This window comes from Achromobacter sp. HZ34 (assembly GCF_002209485.1).
Classification (GTDB): domain Bacteria; phylum Pseudomonadota; class Gammaproteobacteria; order Burkholderiales; family Burkholderiaceae_B; genus Bordetella_C.
In genome coordinates this window covers 289,932-308,885 of sequence record NZ_NJIX01000007.1, presented here as the reverse complement: position 1 = coordinate 308,885, position 18,954 = coordinate 289,932, and the positions used below count along the sequence as shown (strand labels likewise).

19 protein-coding genes are annotated in these 18,954 nt (G+C 63.9%); 6 read left to right on the top strand and 13 right to left on the bottom strand.

Features of this window, described 5'->3' with window-relative positions:
- The first annotated feature begins 101 nt into the window (after window positions 1-101).
- The 3 genes from CEY05_RS25740 (at window position 102) to CEY05_RS25730 (ending at window position 2,773) form a co-directional block, all read left to right on the top strand.
- A complete protein-coding gene (locus CEY05_RS25740) occupies window positions 102-1,142 on the top strand; it encodes an aminoglycoside phosphotransferase family protein (RefSeq protein ID WP_088600131.1) in 1,041 nt (346 codons plus the stop codon).
- Window positions 1,143-1,160: 18 nt separating this feature from the next.
- A complete protein-coding gene (gene murU, locus CEY05_RS25735) occupies window positions 1,161-1,862 on the top strand; it encodes an N-acetylmuramate alpha-1-phosphate uridylyltransferase MurU (protein WP_088600130.1) in 702 nt (233 codons plus the stop codon).
- Between the two features lie 212 nt (window positions 1,863-2,074).
- Window positions 2,075-2,773, top strand: coding sequence for a DUF6776 family protein (locus CEY05_RS25730; RefSeq protein ID WP_088600129.1), 699 nt, complete (start codon window positions 2,075-2,077; stop codon window positions 2,771-2,773).
- Window positions 2,774-2,881: 108 nt separating this feature from the next.
- Here CEY05_RS25730 and CEY05_RS25725 read toward each other — a convergent pair whose 3' ends face one another.
- From CEY05_RS25725 to hrcA, 12 genes are all read right to left on the bottom strand, one after another.
- Complete coding sequence (locus CEY05_RS25725; RefSeq protein ID WP_088600128.1) at window positions 2,882-3,430, bottom strand: cytochrome b; 549 nt, start codon at window positions 3,428-3,430, stop codon at window positions 2,882-2,884.
- A gap of 133 nt (window positions 3,431-3,563) precedes the next feature.
- Window positions 3,564-4,520 carry a tripartite tricarboxylate transporter substrate binding protein gene (locus tag CEY05_RS25720; RefSeq protein ID WP_158219429.1) on the bottom strand — a complete coding sequence of 319 codons (957 nt, stop codon included), beginning with the start codon at window positions 4,518-4,520 and terminating at the stop codon, window positions 3,564-3,566.
- Between the two features lie 214 nt (window positions 4,521-4,734).
- Window positions 4,735-5,733: a tripartite tricarboxylate transporter substrate binding protein gene (locus tag CEY05_RS25715; RefSeq protein ID WP_158219428.1), complete on the bottom strand. Its 999-nt coding sequence runs from the start codon at window positions 5,731-5,733 to the stop codon at window positions 4,735-4,737.
- 122 nt (window positions 5,734-5,855) lie between these two features.
- Entirely contained in the window at window positions 5,856-6,791 is a 936-nt protein-coding gene (locus CEY05_RS25710; protein WP_255407787.1) for a tripartite tricarboxylate transporter substrate binding protein, read from the bottom strand.
- Between the two features lie 215 nt (window positions 6,792-7,006).
- Window positions 7,007-7,894: a tripartite tricarboxylate transporter substrate-binding protein gene (locus CEY05_RS25705; RefSeq protein WP_088600124.1), complete on the bottom strand. Its 888-nt coding sequence runs from the start codon at window positions 7,892-7,894 to the stop codon at window positions 7,007-7,009.
- A 293-nt stretch (window positions 7,895-8,187) separates the two neighbouring features.
- Window positions 8,188-9,315, bottom strand: a complete 1,128-nt coding sequence (dnaJ, locus tag CEY05_RS25700) for a molecular chaperone DnaJ (protein ID WP_088600123.1) — start codon at window positions 9,313-9,315, stop codon at window positions 8,188-8,190.
- 158 nt (window positions 9,316-9,473) lie between these two features.
- A complete protein-coding gene (gene dnaK / locus CEY05_RS25695; protein WP_088600122.1) occupies window positions 9,474-11,399 on the bottom strand; it encodes a molecular chaperone DnaK in 1,926 nt (641 codons plus the stop codon).
- A gap of 92 nt (window positions 11,400-11,491) precedes the next feature.
- Complete coding sequence (locus tag CEY05_RS25690; RefSeq protein WP_088600121.1) at window positions 11,492-11,905, bottom strand: co-chaperone YbbN; 414 nt, start codon at window positions 11,903-11,905, stop codon at window positions 11,492-11,494.
- Between the two features lie 12 nt (window positions 11,906-11,917).
- The gene (gene grpE / locus CEY05_RS25685; protein ID WP_088600120.1) at window positions 11,918-12,484 is read right to left on the bottom strand and encodes a nucleotide exchange factor GrpE; all 567 of its coding nucleotides are present in this window, start codon (window positions 12,482-12,484) and stop codon (window positions 11,918-11,920) included.
- A 249-nt stretch (window positions 12,485-12,733) separates the two neighbouring features.
- The gene (locus CEY05_RS31530; RefSeq protein WP_198952906.1) at window positions 12,734-12,904 is read right to left on the bottom strand and encodes a hypothetical protein; all 171 of its coding nucleotides are present in this window, start codon (window positions 12,902-12,904) and stop codon (window positions 12,734-12,736) included.
- 52 nt (window positions 12,905-12,956) lie between these two features.
- Window positions 12,957-14,039, bottom strand: coding sequence for a ferrochelatase (hemH, locus tag CEY05_RS25680; protein WP_088600119.1), 1,083 nt, complete (start codon window positions 14,037-14,039; stop codon window positions 12,957-12,959).
- A gap of 57 nt (window positions 14,040-14,096) precedes the next feature.
- Window positions 14,097-15,101 carry a heat-inducible transcriptional repressor HrcA gene (gene hrcA, locus CEY05_RS25675; protein WP_088600118.1) on the bottom strand — a complete coding sequence of 335 codons (1,005 nt, stop codon included), beginning with the start codon at window positions 15,099-15,101 and terminating at the stop codon, window positions 14,097-14,099.
- A gap of 118 nt (window positions 15,102-15,219) precedes the next feature.
- Between hrcA and CEY05_RS25670 the strand changes: the two genes are divergently transcribed.
- Window positions 15,220-16,119, top strand: a complete 900-nt coding sequence (locus tag CEY05_RS25670) for an NAD kinase (protein ID WP_088600117.1) — start codon at window positions 15,220-15,222, stop codon at window positions 16,117-16,119.
- Between the two features lie 13 nt (window positions 16,120-16,132).
- The gene (recN, locus tag CEY05_RS25665) at window positions 16,133-17,776 is read left to right on the top strand and encodes a DNA repair protein RecN (RefSeq protein WP_088600116.1); all 1,644 of its coding nucleotides are present in this window, start codon (window positions 16,133-16,135) and stop codon (window positions 17,774-17,776) included.
- A 27-nt stretch (window positions 17,777-17,803) separates the two neighbouring features.
- On the opposite strand, the gene fur is transcribed toward recN, so the two are convergent.
- On the bottom strand, window positions 17,804-18,223 hold the full coding sequence (gene fur / locus CEY05_RS25660; protein WP_088600115.1) for a ferric iron uptake transcriptional regulator: 420 nt from the start codon (window positions 18,221-18,223) through the stop codon (window positions 17,804-17,806).
- Window positions 18,224-18,383: 160 nt separating this feature from the next.
- On the opposite strand from fur, the gene CEY05_RS25655 reads away from it, so the two are divergent.
- Complete coding sequence (locus CEY05_RS25655) at window positions 18,384-18,932, top strand: outer membrane protein assembly factor BamE (RefSeq protein ID WP_088600178.1); 549 nt, start codon at window positions 18,384-18,386, stop codon at window positions 18,930-18,932.
- Window positions 18,933-18,954: the final 22 nt, after the last annotated feature.

Sequence of the window (18,954 nt, the reverse complement as noted above, 5' to 3'; positions counted from 1 at the left end):
GGCGAGCCGGTATTATAGAGAAGCCGCGTGGCGACGCGACTCCCCCGTAAAATGGTGCGATTCGCGATTAAAACAGCAATCTTCCTCCAGGTCGCCTCCTCTTGAATACAACACCCGATACCCGCCAGGACCAGATCCGTCAGTGGCTGCTCTCCCTGCCCGCCGATCTGGGCCTGGATGTCGCCTCCCTGGCGCCCGCCTCCAGCGATGCCAGTTTCCGCCGTTACTTCCGTCTGAACGCCGCCGCGGGCAGCCTGATCGTCATGGACGCCCCGCCCGAGCGCGAGGACTGCCGCCCTTTCATCCACGTCGCCGGGCTGCTGGGCGACGCCGGCCTTAACGTGCCGCGGATCCTGGCCCAGGACCTGGCGCAAGGCCTGCTGCTGCTGACCGACCTGGGCCGCGACACGTATTACCAGCGCATCCAGGCCGGCCTGCCGGACGCCGAGTTACAGACCCTGTATCGCCAGGCCCTGGCGGCCCTGGTGCGCGTGCAGCAGGCGGCCACCACTGGCCTGCCCACCTATGACACCCCGCGCCTGGCGGCCGAACTGGAACTGTTTCCGGAGTGGTACGTCGGCCAGCATCATGGCATGCAGCTGGACGCCACGACCCGCCAGTCCCTGGACCGCATCTTCGCCCTGCTGTCGGCCAGCAACGGCGCGCAGCCGCCCGTCCTGGTGCATCGGGACTTCCATTCGCCCAACCTGATGGTCTGCGATGAAGACCGTTACGGTCCGAATCCGGGCGTCATCGACTTCCAGGATGCCCTGGCCGGCCCCATCACCTATGACCTGGCGTCGCTGGTCACGGATGCCCGCACCACCTGGGAAGAGCCGCAACAACTGGATTGGGCTATCCGCTATTGGGAAATGGCGCGCGCCGCCCAGTTGCCGGTGGATGCCGATTTCGCCGATTTCCACCGCGCCTACGAGTGGATGAGCCTGCAGCGCAACCTGCGCATCCTGGGCGTCTTCGCCCGCCTTCACCATCGTGACGGCAAGGCCGGCTACCTGGCCCACATTCCGAGAGTGAACGCTTACGTTCGCCAGGTGGCGGCACGCTATGGCGTGTTCACGCCGCTGCTGCGCCTGCTGGACAAGCTGGACGATCGCCAGCCCGTAGTGGGCTACACCTTTTAATCCGGAGGGCAACCCACCGTGCGCGCCATGATCCTGGCGGCGGGCCGCGGCGAACGCATGCGCCCGCTCACCGACACCCTGCCCAAACCGCTGCTGAGCGTCGGCGGCGAACCGCTGATCGTCTGGCACATCCGCCGCCTGATCGCGGCGGGCATCAACGACATCGTGGTCAACCACGCCTGGCTGGGCGACCGCATCGAGGCCGCCCTGGGCGACGGCGCGGCATTCGATGCGCGCTTGCGTTACTCGCCCGAGCCGCAAGCCCTGGAAACCGCCGGCGGCATCGCGCAGGCCTTGCCGCAACTGGGCGACGCCCCCTTCCTGGTGGTCAATGGCGATGTCTGGTGCGATTGGGATCCGGCGGGCGCGCGCGGGCAGGCCAGCCAGTTGGCGGCGACGGGCGGACAGGCCTGGCTGCTGCTGGTGGACAATCCGGCGCATCACCCCGAGGGCGACTTCCACTTGCTGGAGAACGGCACCCTGGCCGCGGCGGGCGGGCGCCGTTTGACCTATGCCGGTATCGGCGTCTACCATCCCAGCCTGTTCGCGGGATTGGCGCCCGGCACGCCGGCCCGGCTTGCGCCTCTGCTGGTGGATGCCATCGGGCGCGGCACGGCGCGCGGTGCGCGGCACGATGGCACCTGGGTCGACGTCGGCACGCCGCAGAGGCTGGCGGACCTGGATGCCATGCTGACGCGCAAGGTCAGCGGGGCGCGCTAGATCGCAAGTCCGCGAGGGCCCGGCACGCGGTCTTCGCCACAGCGAAATACTTGGGAACGCTGAGTATTTCACAATATCAATGAGCGCAACGATGCTTGTCGAAGTGCCTATGCATAGGCCGTAACAGGTATCCTGTAGCGCCTCAGGCGGGCGCGGCTGGGGCACAGGCACGCGCTCGTTGCACGAAACGCAGGTTTTTTTGGACGGATGGGATGTTCGGACGGTCGCAGCGCTCGGTTTTCAAACCCTCGGTATATCAGCCCGGCAAACGCTCAAGGCGCATGCCGCGCTGGCTCGTGCTGCTATTGGTGGGCATCGGCCTGGGTGCCGGCGGCGTGCTGTTTTTGCAGACCAATTATGGCCCGCAACGCCTGACCATCGAACAGTCCGAGCAATTGCACAGCGAACTGAGCGCCGCCAACCTGGACCGCCAGCGCCTGCAAGGGCAACTCGACGAAGCCAGCCAGCAGCGCGACTCGGCACGCAGCACGCATGGCAAGCTGACGACCGACCTGGCGCAGGCTCAGCAGCAGATCGTCACCTTGAACAAGGACCTGCAGCTGTTCGAGGAAGCCATTCCGCCCGATCCGCGCGGCAGCAATATCGGCGTGCGCTCGGCCTTGCTGACACGCGAACCTGGCCAGCTTGGCTACCAGGTCCTGATCATGCGTGACAACGCCAAGGCGGGCGCCCCCTTCAAGGGCACGGTGCAGTTCGCCATCGAAGGCCGCTATCCGAACGGCCGCGTCGATACCATCGCCCCGGACGCCATTGCCCTGGACCTGGATCGCTACCAACACATGAGCGGATCGCTGAAGCTGCCGGACGGCTTCGTCGCCCGCACCGTCGTCATCAAGGTGCTGGACGGCACGCAACGCCAGCAGGCCATGCGCGTTTACTACGTGCGTTGACCTGGCAGCGCTGCCGCGGGACTGCAGCCGCGGCCAGCCGAAAAAATGGGACGCCGTCTTCAAGACGGGCGTCCCATTTTGCTTTCTGCCAGGAATCAGGAATTGGCCTCAGGTCATCTTGCGCAAGGTACCGTCGCGGCGGATGAATTGATGCCACAGGGCGGCCAGCGCGTGCAGGCCGATCAGGTAAAAAAGCGCGTTGCCGATGAACAGGTGCGCGGCCCGGACATCGGACCGCAGATCCGGATGCGCCCCCACCAGGGAGAAGGACCAATCGGTCCCCATCAGCATCACGGGACGTCCCGCCATATTGGTCATCAGGATCCCCAGCAGCGGCTGCGCGATCAGCACGATATAGAACAGCCAATGCATGGCGCGGGCACAGAGGGCCAGGAAACCGCCGCCCGCCTCCGCCGCCGGCACGCCGTGCACCAGCCGCCAGACCAGGCGCACCGCCATCAGCACCAGCACCGTACAGCCGGCCCAGATATGAATGCCGGTCCAAAGTGTGCGCGAATCACTGCCGCGCGGACCGCGTATCTCGATCGCCGTCAGGGCCAGGGCGACCAGCAGGAACACGAGCCAATGCAGGATAACGGCGGGACGGCTGTAGCGGGCGACGGGCTGCGCGGCCCGGTTTAGCGTTTCGACCTGCATGAGTACTCCTTGGCGAAATGGAAGGGAAGCGAGCCTGCACTTACCTGAGAGCTTGAAATGTATATCAGGTTCCCGGGCGGCGTGATGAATCAAGGCCGCATGCATCAGGTCCACCACGCCTGCCGATAGCGAATCAGCGCGGCGCCTCGATGTGCAGATCATGCAGCACCGCGGTCCATCTAGCGATTTCCTCGGCAATGAACAGCCGGACGTCTTCTGGCGTATTGCCGCGTTGCGGCAGGGAGAAAGCCAAATCCTCCATCACCCGGATCAGCGTGGGGTTGCCCAGGACCGTATTGACGGACCCGTTCAAGCGCGCGATCACCGCGGGAGGCGTGCCGCGCGGCGCCACCAGCGCATACCAGGTGCCGCCCTCCTTGCCGGGCAGGCCGTATTCCTCGATGGCGGGGACATCCGGCAGGGCGGCGATACGGCCGCTGGCCATGACCACGACCGGTTTGACGGCGCCGGACTTGATCTGGGCGAGAACGCCGGGAACCAGCGTGATCTGGATATTCGTGCGCCCGGCCATGAGGTCGACCAGCGCAGGTGCGCTGCCGCGATAGGCCACATGCGCGATATCGACGCCGGCTGATTTCTTGAACACCTCGCACAGAAGATGTTCCGTCGTGCCGATTCCGGCGGAGCCGCAGACGAGCTTGCCCGGGTGCGCCTTGGCAGCCGCGATCAGCCCGGGGACGTCATTGACCCGGGATTGCCTGTCCACCACCATGACCAGGGGCACCGTGGCCAGCATGCCGACAGGCGCCATATCCTCGACGAAATCGTAGTCGATGCCCGGGTACATGATCTTGTGCGTCGTGTTCGGCCGCGCGGCGAGGAACAAGGTGTAGCCATCGGGGGCCGCTCTTGCCACCGCGGCCGCGGCAATGTTGCTGGCGGCGCCGGTCCGGTATTCGATGACGACCTTCTGGCCCAGGTCCTCTGTCATATAGGCGGCCATGTGCCTGGCAATCAGGTCGGAAGCGCCGCCGGGGGGAAAGCCGACGACCAGTGTGATGGGACGTTGGGGATAGTCAAGCTCGGCACTGGCTGCCGCCGCAGCGGCGGACAGGGGGACGGCAGGCACTGAGCTCCCCGCCAGCAGCAACGCCGCCAATTTCCTTATTCCTGGGTTCATCTTCACCCTCCACAGTCAAGGACATCGAACCGGGAAGGGCCAACAGGAAACCGTTCCCTGCGCTTGGGTAGACGCGGCGGGGATACGGGTTCCGTTTTCTTACGACTTCTTTCAAGTCAGTGCGCGAATGAATGCGGCGAATGAATGCCGTGAACCGATCGACTCAGTGCAGCGTATTGATATTCCTGTCCATCAACACCGCGGTCCATTTCTCGGTCTCCTGCGCGATGAGTGCACGCAGGGTATCGGGCGTGTTTTCGGGCGGATGGGCAGGGATATAGGAAAGGCACTCCAGTCTTTCCTTTAGAACCGGCTGGGCCAGCGCCGTATTGAGGGCCCGGTTCAGCGTGGCGACGATGGCGCGCGGCGTCCTGGCGGGCGCCATCAGGGCATACCAGCCCTCTGCGTCGGCGCCGGCCAAGCCGAACTCATCGATCGCGGGGACGTCGGGCAGTGCGGCAACACGCTGGTGCGCCATGATGACCAGGGCCTTGATATTCCCCCTCCGTATCAGCGGCAGCGCCATCGGCAGCGGGAAAATCAAAAGGTCGGTACGCCCCCCGATGACATCGGCCAGCGCCTCCACGACGCCCAGATAAGGCGCACTCATCAAGCGGATGCCTACGGACTGCTGCAGGAAGCCGCCCAGCAGGTGGGAAGTGGTGCCTATCTCGGCGTAAGCGCAGGTATATCCGCCGGGAGGGTGTCTTGGGCTTGCGGGCATGATGATGTCATTCATGCTGCTCAGCGGGGTGTTCTTGCCGGCTACCACCACGAAAGGCATCTTCGCCACCAGCCCGACCGGCGTCAGGTCGAACGAGAAGTCGTAGTCGACATCGTCGTACATGAGGCGATGGAAAATATTTGACCGCCCGGCCAGGAAGATCGTGTAGCCGTCGCGCTCGGCGCGCGCCACCGAGGCGGCGCCGACGTTGCCGGCCGCGCCAGGCCGATAATCTAGAAGGATTTCCTGCCCCAGGTCTTCGCCCATATGCGTGGCAATCTCGCGTATGAGCATGTCGCCGCCGCCGGGCGGGAACCCGACGACGATGGTTATGGGCCGCTCAGGAAACGGCGCCGCCAGGCTGGCCGCCCTTGCCCCGAGGGAAGCTCCGTCACCGGCCGAGATCAGGGCGGCCAATTCCTTTTTCCCCAGTTTCATCCTCATCCCCCAAAAAGCATACCGTGCGCATCGGAGCCAGCGATTGCTGGAATCAGGAATCGCGTAGCGCGTGCGATTCCTCGCATGGGTAGACGAATGGCGCGAGGAGTTCCACGCTGGTGCTACTGGACGCTGCTGATGTCGCGCCGCTCCAGCACTTCCGTCCACTTCGCCGCTTCGTCGGCCATGAAAGCGCCGAGGGCTTCGGGCGTGTTGTTCGAGAGCGGAACGACGAAGCCTTGCGAGATCAGGACTTCCCGCAAACTGTCATTCGCCAAGGCATTGTTAAGGGAGCGATTCAAGCGGAGGATCACGTGCGATGGAGTTCGTGCAGGCGCCACCAGGGCAAACCAGCCATTGCCCTCGGCCTTCATGAAACCGAACTCCTCGATGGAAGGAACATCCGGAAGTTCATGCAATCTGGCCGAGGACATGACAGCCACACAGCGGACCTTATCGGATTCCAGATAAGGCAACGCCGAAGCCAGCGATGTGAACATGAAATCCGCTCGTCCACCGACCATATCCGTCAGCGCTGGTGCCGCGCCTTTATAAGGGAGATGGAGAAGCTCTATGCCGGCGGCCTCCTGCAGCGACTCGCACAACAGATGATTCGTCGTCCCGATACCCGTAGACGCACAGGTAAGGCTTCCCGCACGTTCTCTTGCCAGATCCATCGCGTCCTGCAGCGTCGTCGCATTGACGTGCTTGCCCATGACCAGAAGGTAAGGCATCTTCACGACCATGCCGACGGGAACCAAATCCTTGGCGAAGTCATAATTCATGTGGCCATACATTTTCTTGTGCAGCGTCACGGAACGGCCTGCCAGGAAAAGCGTATGACCATCCGCCTGAGAGCGCGCGACCGCCATGGCACCGATGTTACCCGCGGCACCGATACGATAATCGACGATAACCGGCTGCCCCAGGTCTTCGCTCATGTGCTTTGCGAGTTGTCTTACCAGGGAGTCAGCGCCGCCACCGGGCGGCAATCCGATGACCAGCGAGATGGGCCGTCTCGGAAATTCCCCGCTACTCTCCCCCGCCGACGCACCCATCGGCACCATGCTCCCCGCCACGACCGAGGCGATAAAATTCCTGGCTATTTTCAGTCCCATTTCCAGCCTCCCAATAAGCAGGCTCTCATCGAAGAACCACTGAGGCCCGCGACACGTTTCGGGTATGTAGGCCGTGGGTCGCCACCGGTTCCCATGAGCATGGCGCTTTGCCCATGCCCCGGGATCAGAGTGAATCAATGGAACAGCGCCTGGAATCACCCTGGCGCCATATAGCCGAGACGCGCGAGTCGCAGGCGGACGTCTTCGCTGGCCAGCACGGTATTCAGTGACCGGTTCAAGCGGGCGATGACGCCCTTGGGCGTGCCGGTGGGCACCATGATGGCGTACCAGTCGTCCACACCCATCTCGGCGAAACCGACCTCCTCTATCGTGGGAACGTCGGGAATCTCCGCGATACGCAGTTTCGAGGTCACCGCCACGGCGCACACGCGGCCCGACTTGATGTGCGGCAAGGCCGCGGACAAAGGTGTGAAAAGAAAATCGACCAGGCCCGCAACCACATCGCTCAAGGCCGCCGCGGAGCTTTGATAAGGAATGTGCTGGAAACGCATGCCCGCCGCCGTCTGCAGGATTTCGCACAACACATGATTGGTCGTTCCCATCCCCACCGACGCGCACACATAACGGCCCGGGCTGAATCGCGCGAGTTCAATCGCGTCCGGCAGATCACCGGCGGCAACGTGATTGCCCATGACCACGACAACGGGCATCGTCGCCACCATGCCGACCGGCTTGAGATCACGCGCGAAGTCGTAGTCCATATACGGGTACATCGTCTTGTGCAGCGTGGCCGCGCGGGTACTCAACAAGATCGTGTAGCCATCGGACCGCGCACGCGCCACGCGCGCCGCACCGATATTGCCCGACGCCCCAGGCTGATAATCGATGGTGACAGGCTGTCCCAGGTCCGCCGCGATATCCGCCAGCAGCGCGCGGGCGAGAATATCGGCACCACCTCCTGGCGCCGCACCCAACACCAAAGACAAAGGCCGCACGGGATAGCCCGCATCCAGGTCACCGGCCTGGGAGCCCGCGGCCCCGTCCGCGGCCGCCGAGGCCAAATCTCGTATTTCGTGATTCATTTCCGTCTTCCTTCCTGAATTCGCAGCGCCGCCAGAGCGTCGTCGTTCGACAAAGGCATGGCCAGCCGCCGCGCCAGCAGATCCGCGACAACACCGGCAATGCGGGATGCTCGTTGCGTGGGTAGATCCCTGGCGGCGACTAGTTCCGCGTACGGCGGGCCCGCGGAAAAAAAGACGGGGAAATGCGCCTAACTCGGATGGCCAAAAAAAAACCGAGCCAGGCAATATGCCCGGCTCGGATTCTGGTCACCCGGCCACGCCCCGAACAAATCAGGACGTGGCGGCGGAAGAAATCAGCTGAAGAATTCCTTCACCCGATCCGTCCACGACTTGCTTTGCGGCGAATGACGGTCGCCGCCATCGTTGAGCGACGCCTCGAACTGACGCAGTATCGTCTTCTGCTCTTCGCTCAGGCGTACCGGCGTCTCCACCACGACGTGGCAATACAGATCGCCCGGATAGCTGCCGCGCACGCCCCGTATGCCCTTGCCGCGCAAACGGAAGGTCTTGCCGGACTGCGTGCCTTCCGGAATGGAGATCTCGGCCTTGCCGCCCAAGGTCGGTACCTGCAGTTCCCCGCCCAAGGCGGCACTGGTGAAGGGAATGGTCAGCTCGCAGTGCAGATCATCGCCATCGCGCTGGAAAATCTTGTGCGGCTTGATGTGGATTTCCACATACAGATCGCCCGCCGGACCACCATTGACACCCGGCTCGCCATTGCCGCTGGAGCGGATGCGCATGCCTTCGTCGATACCGGCCGGAATCTTGACCTGCAGGGTCTTGTTGCGGCGAATGCGGCCAACGCCATCGCAAGCCACGCAGGGATCCGTAATTTCCTTGCCCGTGCCATGGCAGGTCGGGCAGGTCTGCTGGACGCTGAAGAAACCCTGTTGCATACGCACCGCGCCGGAGCCGCCGCAAGTGTGGCAGGTCTTGGGCGACGTGCCCGGCTTGGCGCCCGAGCCGTGGCAGGTATCGCACTTTTCCCAGCTGGGCACGCGGATTTCGGTATCGAATCCATTGGCCGCCTGTTCCAGTGTGATTTCCAGCGAATACTTCAGGTCGGCACCGCGATACACCTGCGGACCGCCACGACGGCCGCCCGCGGCGCCACCGAAGATCTCGCCGAAGATGTCGCCAAAGGCGTCGGCGAAACCGCCGCCCATGCCAGCGCCCATACCGCCCGCCGCATTCGGATCCACGCCCGCGTGGCCGTAGCGGTCATAAGCGGCGCGCTTCTGTTCGTCGGTCAGGATTTCATACGCTTCCTTGACCTCCTTGAACTTCTCTTCCGATTCCTTATTGTCCGGATTGCGGTCCGGATGGTACTTCATGGCCAGTTTGCGGTAGGCCTTCTTTATCTCATCATCCGTGGCGTTCTTGGCAACGCCCAGAATCTCGTAATAGTCACGTTTTGCCATGATATTCCAGAGGCGGGATTCGACGGGCGCCGCCCCGGTAGGCCCGGCTACCTGCCGAGCGGCCCGCAAGCCCGCCGTTTATACGATCGCGCCCGGCACCGGAAATCTCCGGGGCCGGGCGTATTTACTGACTTACTGAATTACAAGAAGATCAACCATCACTGGTCGCGCTTCACTTCCTTGAAGTCGGCGTCGACGACGTTGTCGTCCACCGGCTTGGCGTTGTCAGCCGCCTGTTGCGCCTGCCCGGCTTGCTGCGCCTGCATGTCGGCGTACATCTTTTCGCCGAGCTTCTGCGAAGCGGTGGCCAATGCCTGCACCTTGGCTTCGATGGCTTCCTTGTCGCCGTCCTTCAGGATCTCTTCCAGATCCTTGATGGCAGCCTCGATGCTTTCCTTTTCGGCAGCTTCGAGCTTGTCGCCATACTCCGTCAGCGACTTGCGGGTCTGGTGCACCAGCGAATCGCCTTCGTTGCGGACCTTGGCCAGTTCAGCAATCCGATGATCCTCGGCAGCGTTGGTCTCGGCATCCTTCACCATGCGCTGGATCTCTTCTTCCGACAGACCCGAGTTGGCCTTGATGGTGATCTTGTTTTCCTTGCCCGTGCCCTTGTCCTTGGCCGACACGTGCAGGATGCCGTTGGCGTCGATGTCGAAGGTCACTTCGATCTGCGGCGTGCCACGCGGCGACGGCGGGATACCTTCCAGGTTGAACTCGCCCAGCGCCTTGTTGCCGGCGGCGATTTCGCGTTCGCCCTGGAAGACCTTGATCGTCACGGCCGGCTGGTTGTCGTCCGCGGTCGAGAAAGTCTGCGAGAACTTGGTCGGAATCGTCGTGTTCTTGGTGATCATCTTGGTCATCACGCCACCCAGGGTTTCGATACCCAGGGACAACGGCGTCACATCCAGCAGCAGCACGTCCTTGCGGTCGCCCGACAACACCGAACCTTGAATCGCGGCACCGGCGGCCACGGCTTCATCGGGGTTGACGTCCTTGCGCGGATCGCGGCCGAAGAATTCCTTGACCTTCTCCTGCACCTTGGGCATGCGGGTCATGCCGCCGACCAGGATCACGTCGTCGATCTCCGACACCTTCACGCCGGCATCCTTGATGGCCACGCGGCAGGGCTCGATGGTGCGCTCGATCAGCTCTTCCACCAGGGCTTCCAGCTTGGCGCGGGTCAGCTTCAGGTTCAAGTGCTTGGGACCGGACGCATCGGCGGTGATGTAGGGCAGGTTGATTTCGGTCTGCTGCGCCGACGACAGTTCGATCTTGGCCTTTTCCGCCGCTTCCTTCAGGCGTTGCAGGGCCAGCACGTCCTTGGACAGGTCGACGCCTTGTTCCTTCTTGAACTCACCGATGATGTAGTCGATGATGCGCTGGTCGAAGTCTTCGCCACCCAGGAACGTGTCGCCGTTGGTGGACAGCACTTCGAACTGCTTTTCACCGTCGACGTCGGCGATTTCGATGATGGAGACGTCGAACGTACCGCCGCCCAAGTCATACACGGCGATCTTGCGGTCGCCCTTTTCCGTCTTGTCCAGGCCGAAGGCCAGGGCCGCGGCGGTGGGCTCGTTGATGATGCGCTTGACGTTCAAGCCGGCGATACGGCCGGCGTCCTTGGTGGCCTGGCGCTGGCTGTCGTTGAAATAGGCCGGCACCGTGATCACGGCTTCGGTCACTTCTTCGCCCAGGAAGTCCTCGGCGGTCTTCTTCATCTTGCGCAGCACTTCGGCCGACACTTGCGGCGGGGCAATCTTCTTGCCCTGGGCTTCCACCCACGCGTCGCCGTTATCAGCCTTGCTGATCTTGTAGGGCATCAGGTTGATGTCCTTCTGCACGGCCTTTTCGTCGAACTTGCGGCCGATCAGGCGCTTGACGGCGTACAGGGTGTTGCGCGGGTTGGTGACGGCCTGGCGCTTGGCCGGCGCGCCCACCAGGGTTTCGCCATCGTCCATGTAGGCGATGATCGAGGGGGTGGTCCGGGCGCCTTCCGCGTTTTCGATGATGCGGACCGAGGCGCCATCCATCACAGCCACGCAGCTGTTGGTAGTGCCAAGGTCGATGCCGATGATCTTGCTCATGATGGATTACCTTGAAGAATTATGTTTTGAAAAATGGGAAAGGAAATTTCGTTCCAAGACTAAGTGGTGACTACCGTTGACTTTTCAAGGGCTTATTGCTTATTGCCCGATCCCGCTGCCGGCTCCGCGGCGGCCAGCAATCGCCGCACCGCGTCGGCGAATTGCGGCAGGCCGGGCCAGCCGGAAATCCGTCCCAGGCGCTTGCCCTGGCGAAACATCATGAAAGCCGGTACGCCGTGCAGCGAAAATCGCTGCCCCAGCGCCACATCGTCGTACACATTGCATTCGAACCAGCTCAGGCCCAGGTCCAGCAAGGCGTCCTTGTGCAGCATGGCAGTCTGCTTGAACACGTTGCAGTTGTAGCAGTCCTGGCCCCACAGGAAGATGCAACGCAAGTCTTCGCCGGGCGCCTGCACGACCATGCGGTCGAAGCTGGCGCTGTCGACGGCACGCATGCCGAACATCTCGAAGACCTGCGCCGGATCGAAAACCTGGGTGCTGGACATGGACCTATCCGTTCAGCCCTGGCCGGCCGAAACCATCACCAGCGCCGGACGCAACACGCGATCGGAGATCAGGTAGCCCTTTTGCAGGGTCTGCACCACCGTGTTGGCGGGTTGCTCGGACGGGATGGAGGAAATCGCCTGGTGCTGGTGCGGGTCGAACTTCTCGCCCGCGGCCGGCTCGATCTGGATCAGGCGGTTGCGCTCGAAGGCGCTGGTCAGCTGCTTGAGGGTGCTTTCCACCCCGGCGCGCAAGGCCTCCAGGGTCTGGTCCGGCTGGGCCAGCGCGGCTTGCAGGCTGTCCATGACGGGCACCAGGCTCTCGGCGAAGGACTCGATGCCGAACTTGTGGGCCTTGGAGACGTCTTCCTGGGCACGGCGACGGATGTTTTCCGCCTCCGCGCGGGTGCGCAGCAGCTGGTCGTAGTGCTCGGTGGCCTTGGCCTGTGCCGCCGCCAGCTGGGCTTGCAGATCCAGCAGGGGATCGGCGGAAGCAGCGGCAGCAGCGTCAGCGGACGCGGGGGCCGCGGTGGCGGGGTCAATCTCGGGCCCTTTATCGGCAGGCTCGTTCTGTGCCGTCATAGGAAAGTTCCTCCGGGAAACAATTGGTGTTCGCGAACCAGTATGGGGATCAATGCCCGCGTTTCAAGCGGGGAGATTGAGGAAAGTGCGAAAAAAACCAACTAATGGGCGGAATGACCGGTCCGACGGAATAAACGGCTGATTTTCTTGAGATTCCTGGATGCCGCCGGCCGGGCGACTACCCCCACCCCGGCCCGGCGGCGGGGGCGGATCGGCGCGACTGGGGCGGATCGGCGCGACTGGGGCGGATCAGGACCGGCGGCGCGGCTCGGGGTCGACGGCGATGGGGTCGCTGGCGGGAAAAGTCTCCCTCAAGGCCTCGTCCAGATCCCGCTCCACGGTCTCCGCGGGAGCCGGCGGTTCGGTCGCGGGCGGCTGGACGGGCTTGCGGGGTTCGGAGGGATGTGCAGGCTTGCTCATGGTCGGCTCCCGTTGAAAGGGGGGAAGGTCCGACCATGGTAACGCCGGCCGCCTACTTCAAGGCCGGCCAGCCTTGCAGATTACGTTGCACCAGGTCGGCCAGGGCGCCTATCCAGACGCCATCGTCATTGACCGCCGGAATGTAACGGTAGCGCTGCCCCCCTTCCTGGAGAAAGGCGTCGCGGCATTCCTGAGCGATTTCCTCCAGGGTTTCCAGACAATCCGCCAGGAAACCCGGGCATACGACGTCCACCTCTTTCACGCCCTGGCGCGCCAGTTCGCGCAATGTCGGCTCCGTATAGGGCTCCAGCCAGCGGGCCGCGCCGAAGCGGCTCTGGAAAGTCACCTCGACCTGTTCCGGCATCAGGCCCAGGCGTTCGCGCAACAGGCGCCCGGTGCGCAGGCAATCCTGGTAATAGGGATCGCCCAGCTCGATCGAATACCGCGGCAGGCCATGGAAACTCATCACCAGCTTCTGCGGCCGGCCATGGTCGCGCCAATAGGACTCGATGCGGGCGACCAGGGCCTCCAGATAGCCGGCATCGTCATGGAAACGCTTGATGAAGCGCAGCTCCGGCTGGTTGCGCAGCCGGGCGGTATGGCGCGCCACCGCGTCCACCACCGTCGCCGTGGTGCTGGCGGCGTACTGGGGATACAAAGGCACCACCAGTATCCGTTCGCAGCCGGCGGCGCGCAGCCGGTCGATGGAGGCCGGAATCGAAGGATTGCCGTAGCGCATGCCCAGTTCCACCTCCACCTGCAGCCCGCGCTGGGCCAGCAGAGCGGCCAGGCCCTGGGCCTGGCGCTGGCTGTACACCAGCAAGGGCGACCCGCCGTCCATCCAGATCTCGCGATAACGGGGCGCCAGACGCTGCGGCCGGCGCCGCAGCACCATTCCGTGCAGGATAGGCTTCCACAGGTAGCGCGGAATCTCGATCACGCGCGGATCCGACAGGAATTCCGCCAGATAGCGCCGGATGGCCGCCGGGGTGGGCTCGTCCGGCGTACCCAGATTGACCAGCAGGACACCCGTTTTCCCGGGGCCCGACGGGGTCTGTTCAGCAAAGGGATCGTTTTGCTCGGCTTCCGGCAGGAAGCGTTCCGGCCAGATGTATTTGAACGCGCGCAGAAACACAGTCACCTCTTGATGAGCGCCGCGCCAGCACCCCGCGCGCTGGCGCTGGTGCTCGTGTTATTGGTTGTGGCTCAAGGCGTTGGACAACAGGCGGGCCGTGATGTCGACGATGGGAATGACCCGTTCGTAGGCCATGCGCGTGGGGCCGATCACCCCCAGCGTGCCCACCACCTTGCCATCCACGCCATACGGCGCGGTAATCACCGAGACTTCCTCGACGGGCATCAGCTGCGAATCGCCGCCTATATATATCTGCACGCCCTGGGCGCGGCTGGACACATCCAGCAGCATCAGCAGGTCGGTCTTTTTCTCGAACAACGAGAACATCTTGCGCAGACGGTCCATGTCGGACGCGATATCCGTCACTTCCAGCAATTTGCGCTCGCCCGAGATGACGAAGGAATCGCCCTCGTCCACCGCCTCGGCGCCGGCTTCGGCCGCTGCCTGCATCAGGCGGGAGATGTCCTCGCGCAGTTGCGCCAGTTCCGTCGCCAGCGTGCTGCGCACCGCGTTGAAGGACTTGCCGGCGAAATGGATATTGAAGAAGTTGGCGGCTTCGACCAGTTCATGTTCCGCGTAATCGCGCTGCACGAACAGGATGCGGTTCTGCACGTCGCCGTCGGGCGTGACGATGATCAGCAGCACGCGTTTGTCCGACAGGCGGATGAATTCGATCTGGCGAAACACCTGGGTCCGCTTGGGGGTCAGCACCACCCCGGCGAACTGGGTCAGGTTCGACAACAATGCCGCCGCCGCGTTGACCGCCCGGGTGGGCTCGGCGGCGGTGAGCATCTCGCCCATCATGGCGGGCTGCAATTCGTAACCACGGACCGCCAGCAGGGAATCGACGAACAGGCGATAGCCGCGCGGCGTCGGCACCCGGCCGGAGGAGGTGTGGGGGCTGTGGATCAGGCCGTTCTCTTCCAGGTCCGCCATGACATTGCGGATGGTGGCCGGAGACAGGTCAAAGACCTTGGACAGCGTTCGCGAGCCGACGGGTTGTCCATCAGCGATATAGCGTTCAATCAACGCCTTCAGTAGTGCCCGTGCGCGGTCGTCCATGGCGCTATTCTAAGGAATCTTTTTGCAACGGTGCCAATTTTGTCCAGCAAACCGAAATATGGCCCCATATAATCGACGAAAAATAGCTTTGATTTTTGATCCACCTCGGCGCTCGACCATGCATTTTCCCACCGTCGCTTTGATCGGCAGACACCAGGACACCGGCCTGGATGCGCCTTTGCGCGCGCTCGCCCATATGCTGACGCAGGCAGGCCGCGCGGTGTTGATCGAGGCCGACACGGCCCGCAATACGGGCCTGGAGGAATATCCGGTCGCCACCCTGGAAGAAATCGGCAAGCAGGCCTCCCTGGCCATCGTCATGGGCGGCGACGGCACCATGCTGGGCGTCGCCCGCTACCTGGCGCCGTTTGGCGTGCCGCTGGTGGGCGTCAACCACGGTCGCCTGGGCTTCATCACCGACATTCCGCTGGAAGATGCGCAGAATGCGCTGGCCCGCGTGCTGGAAGGCAACTGTGTCGCCGAAGACCGCATGCTGCTGCAAGGCAGCGTCATGCGCGGCGACCAGGAGATGTATTCGGCGTCGGCGCTGAACGATGTGGTGCTGAACCGCGCCGGCCGCGGCGGCATGATCGAAGTGCGCGTCGAGCTGGATGGCGTCTTCATGTACACGCTGCGCGCCGACGGCCTGATCGTCGCCACGCCGACCGGATCGACGGCCTATGCGCTGTCGGCCAACGGTCCCATCCTGCACCCGGGCATCGCGGCCATGCTGCTGGTGCCGGTGGCTCCCCAAACGCTTTCCAACCGTCCCATAGCCCTGCCGGTCACCAGCGAACTCAGCATGACCGTCACCGCGATGGGCCGTGTCGAAAGCGGCGCGTCCTGTCATTTCGACATGCAGACCTGGTCTGATCTTCAGCCAGGCGACCGCATCGTCGTGCGGCGCGCGCCGCACACCATCCGCTTTCTGCATCCCGAGGGCTACAGCTTCTTCACGACGCTGCGTCGCAAGCTGCATTGGAACCTGATGCCGCAAGGGACCGAGACTCCCGAATAACTCCCCCTCGAACATGCTGCGCACCCTGCATATCCGGGATTTTGTCATTGTCGACCTGGCCGATATTCATTTCGGCGCGGGATTCACTGTGTTTTCCGGCGAAACCGGCGCCGGCAAATCGATACTGATCGACGCCCTGGCGTTGACGCTGGGCGGCCGCGCCGACGCCGGCGTGCTGCGCGAAGGCGCCACGCGCGCGGACATCAGCGCGGTGTTCGACACCCCGGACCACCTGCGTCCCTGGCTGGCCGAGCGCGAAATCGAGGCCGAGGACGAACTGGTCCTGCGCCGCGTGGTCGATCCGCAAGGCCGCAGCCGCGCCTTCATCAACGGCGTGCCCGCCACCGTCGCGCAGCTGCGCGAACTGGGCGACAGCCTGGTCGACATCCACGGCCAGCATGCGCACCAGAGCCTGATGCGCGCCGACGCCCAGCGCGACCTGCTGGACACCCATGGCGGCCATGGCGAACTGCGCGGCACGGTGGGGCAGGCCTGGAAGACCTGGCGCGAACGCGTCAAGCAGCTGGAAGCCGCCGAACGCGACAGCGCGTCCCGCGAAGCCGAGCGCGAACGCCTGGCCTGGCAGGCCGGCGAGCTGGAACGCCTGGCGCCGCAGCCGGGTGAATGGGAAGTCCTGCAGACCGAACACAGCCGCCTGTCGCATGCGCAGTCCTTGCTGGACGGCGCCGCCCAGGCCATCGAGGCGCTGGACGGCGAAGACGATTCGGCCAGCAACCGGGTCAACGCCGCCCTGCATCTGCTGCAGCAGCAGTTGCGCCACGATCCGGCGCTCAAGGGCGTCTGCGAGGAACTGGAATCGGCCAGCATCGCCATCACCGAAGCCGTGTCCGACCTCAACAACTATGTCAGCAAGGTCGAACTGGACCCGGCGCGCCTGGCGCAGGCCGAGCAGCGCCTGGGCGATGTGTTCGAGACGGCGCGCAAGTTCAAGGTCGAACCGGAAACCCTGCCGCAACTGGCCGCCAGCCTGCGCCAGCAACTGGACGCCCTGCAGGCGGCGGGCGACGTCGACACCCTGCGCAAGCAGACCGAGGCAGCCCAGGCGGAGTACACCAAGGCCGCCACCAAACTGACGACGGCGCGCCGCAAGACCGCCAAGGACTTGAGCAAGCTGGTAACCCAGGCCATGCAGACCCTGGCCATGCAAGGCGGCCGCTTCGAAGTGGAAGTGGCGGCCGGCGCGGCCTCGGCGCAGGGCGATGACGTGGTCGAATTCCAGGTGGCCGGCCACGCTGGCGTGACGCCGCGAGCCCTGGCCAAGGTGGCGTCGGGCGGCGAACTGTCGCGGATTTCCCTGGCGCTGTCAGTGATTGCCAGTAGCGCGGCCCGCGTACCGACCCTGATTTTCGACGAAGTCGACAGCGGCGTGGGCGGTGCGGTGGCGGAAGTGGTGGGACGTTTGCTGGGTGAACTGGGCCAGCGCCACCAGGTCCTGTGCGTGACCCACCTGCCCCAGGTGGCGGCGCGCGGGGGCTCCCATTACCGGGTCAGCAAGGCCGAAAGCAAGGGTACGACACAGTCGCGCATCACGGAACTGGACGCGTCGGACCGGGTCGAGGAAATCGCCCGCATGCTGGGGGGCATCCGCATTACGGACACCACCCGCAAGCATGCGCGGGAGATGCTGGCGACCTGAGGGTGGCCAGCTACGGCCGGTGGTGAATCAACGGCGGCCGCTGCAGTCACTGCAGACGCCGTAGAGCACCATGGCGTGGGATTCCAGCGAGAAGCCGTTGTCCTTGGCCACCTTGTGCTGGCGCTTTTCGATGTCCACATCGGAAAATTCCACGACTTTTCCGCAGTTGGTGCAGATCAGGTGGTCGTGGTGGTCGCCATCGTTGAGCTCGAAGACGGCCTTGCCGCTGTCGAACTGGCTACGCGCCAGGATGCCAGCCTGTTCGAACTGGGTCAGGACGCGGTAGACCGTGGCCAGCCCGATTTCGACGTTTTCGTTGATGAGGGCGCGGTAGACATCTTCCGCGCTAAGATGGCGCTGTTCCGCCTTGCGGAAAATGTCCAGAATCTTCAGGCGCGGGAACGTCGCCTTCAAACCCATGGTCTTCAATTCGCTTTGATCGGTCATGGTGTGTTAATTTCCGCTGCGCCGACGCCGGAGGGGGGTTGCCAGCCCGCCGTGAACCGGCAAGCCGAGCCGCGCATCCGCTGCCAGCACTGGATTTGATTTAAACCTTTATGATACCGGTTTTGCCAGTATCCATTACGGGGGCCCGTTAGTGTCCACCATCGTCCGCATCTCTTCGCGCCGCCTGCAGGCGGGTTTTGCCGCCGCAACCATCGTTTTTGCGTTGGCCGGCTGCGCTTCTGGAAAATGGGGATTCCCCTATAAGGCTCCAGTACAACAGGGCAACTGGGTGACCAGTGAGCAGGTCGCCCTGCTGCAAACCGGTATGACGCGCGAACAAGTGCGCTTCGCGCTGGGCAGCCCCACCCTGACCAGCGTGCTGCACGCGGACCGTTGGGATTTCCCCTATTACTACAAGCCCGGCTACGGCAAGTCGCAGGAGCGCAAGTTCACCGTCTGGTTCAAGGATGACAAGCTGGTGCGCTGGCAAGGCGACGAACAGCCTGACCTGCAGCCCTTCCAGCTGGCCAACCAGGACGTCAAGCGCTCCGAGGCGGAAAACCGCCAGACGCTGGAAGATGCCCAGCGCGCCAAGAGCGAGGACGAAAAGGTGCGTGGCAACGTGACGGTCACGCCGCCCGCGCCGACGAACTCCAGCACGCCGGGAGCCATTCCCGTCCCTGGCTCGTCTTCGCCAACGCCTCTGTAAAAACGCCGTTCCGAAGGACATC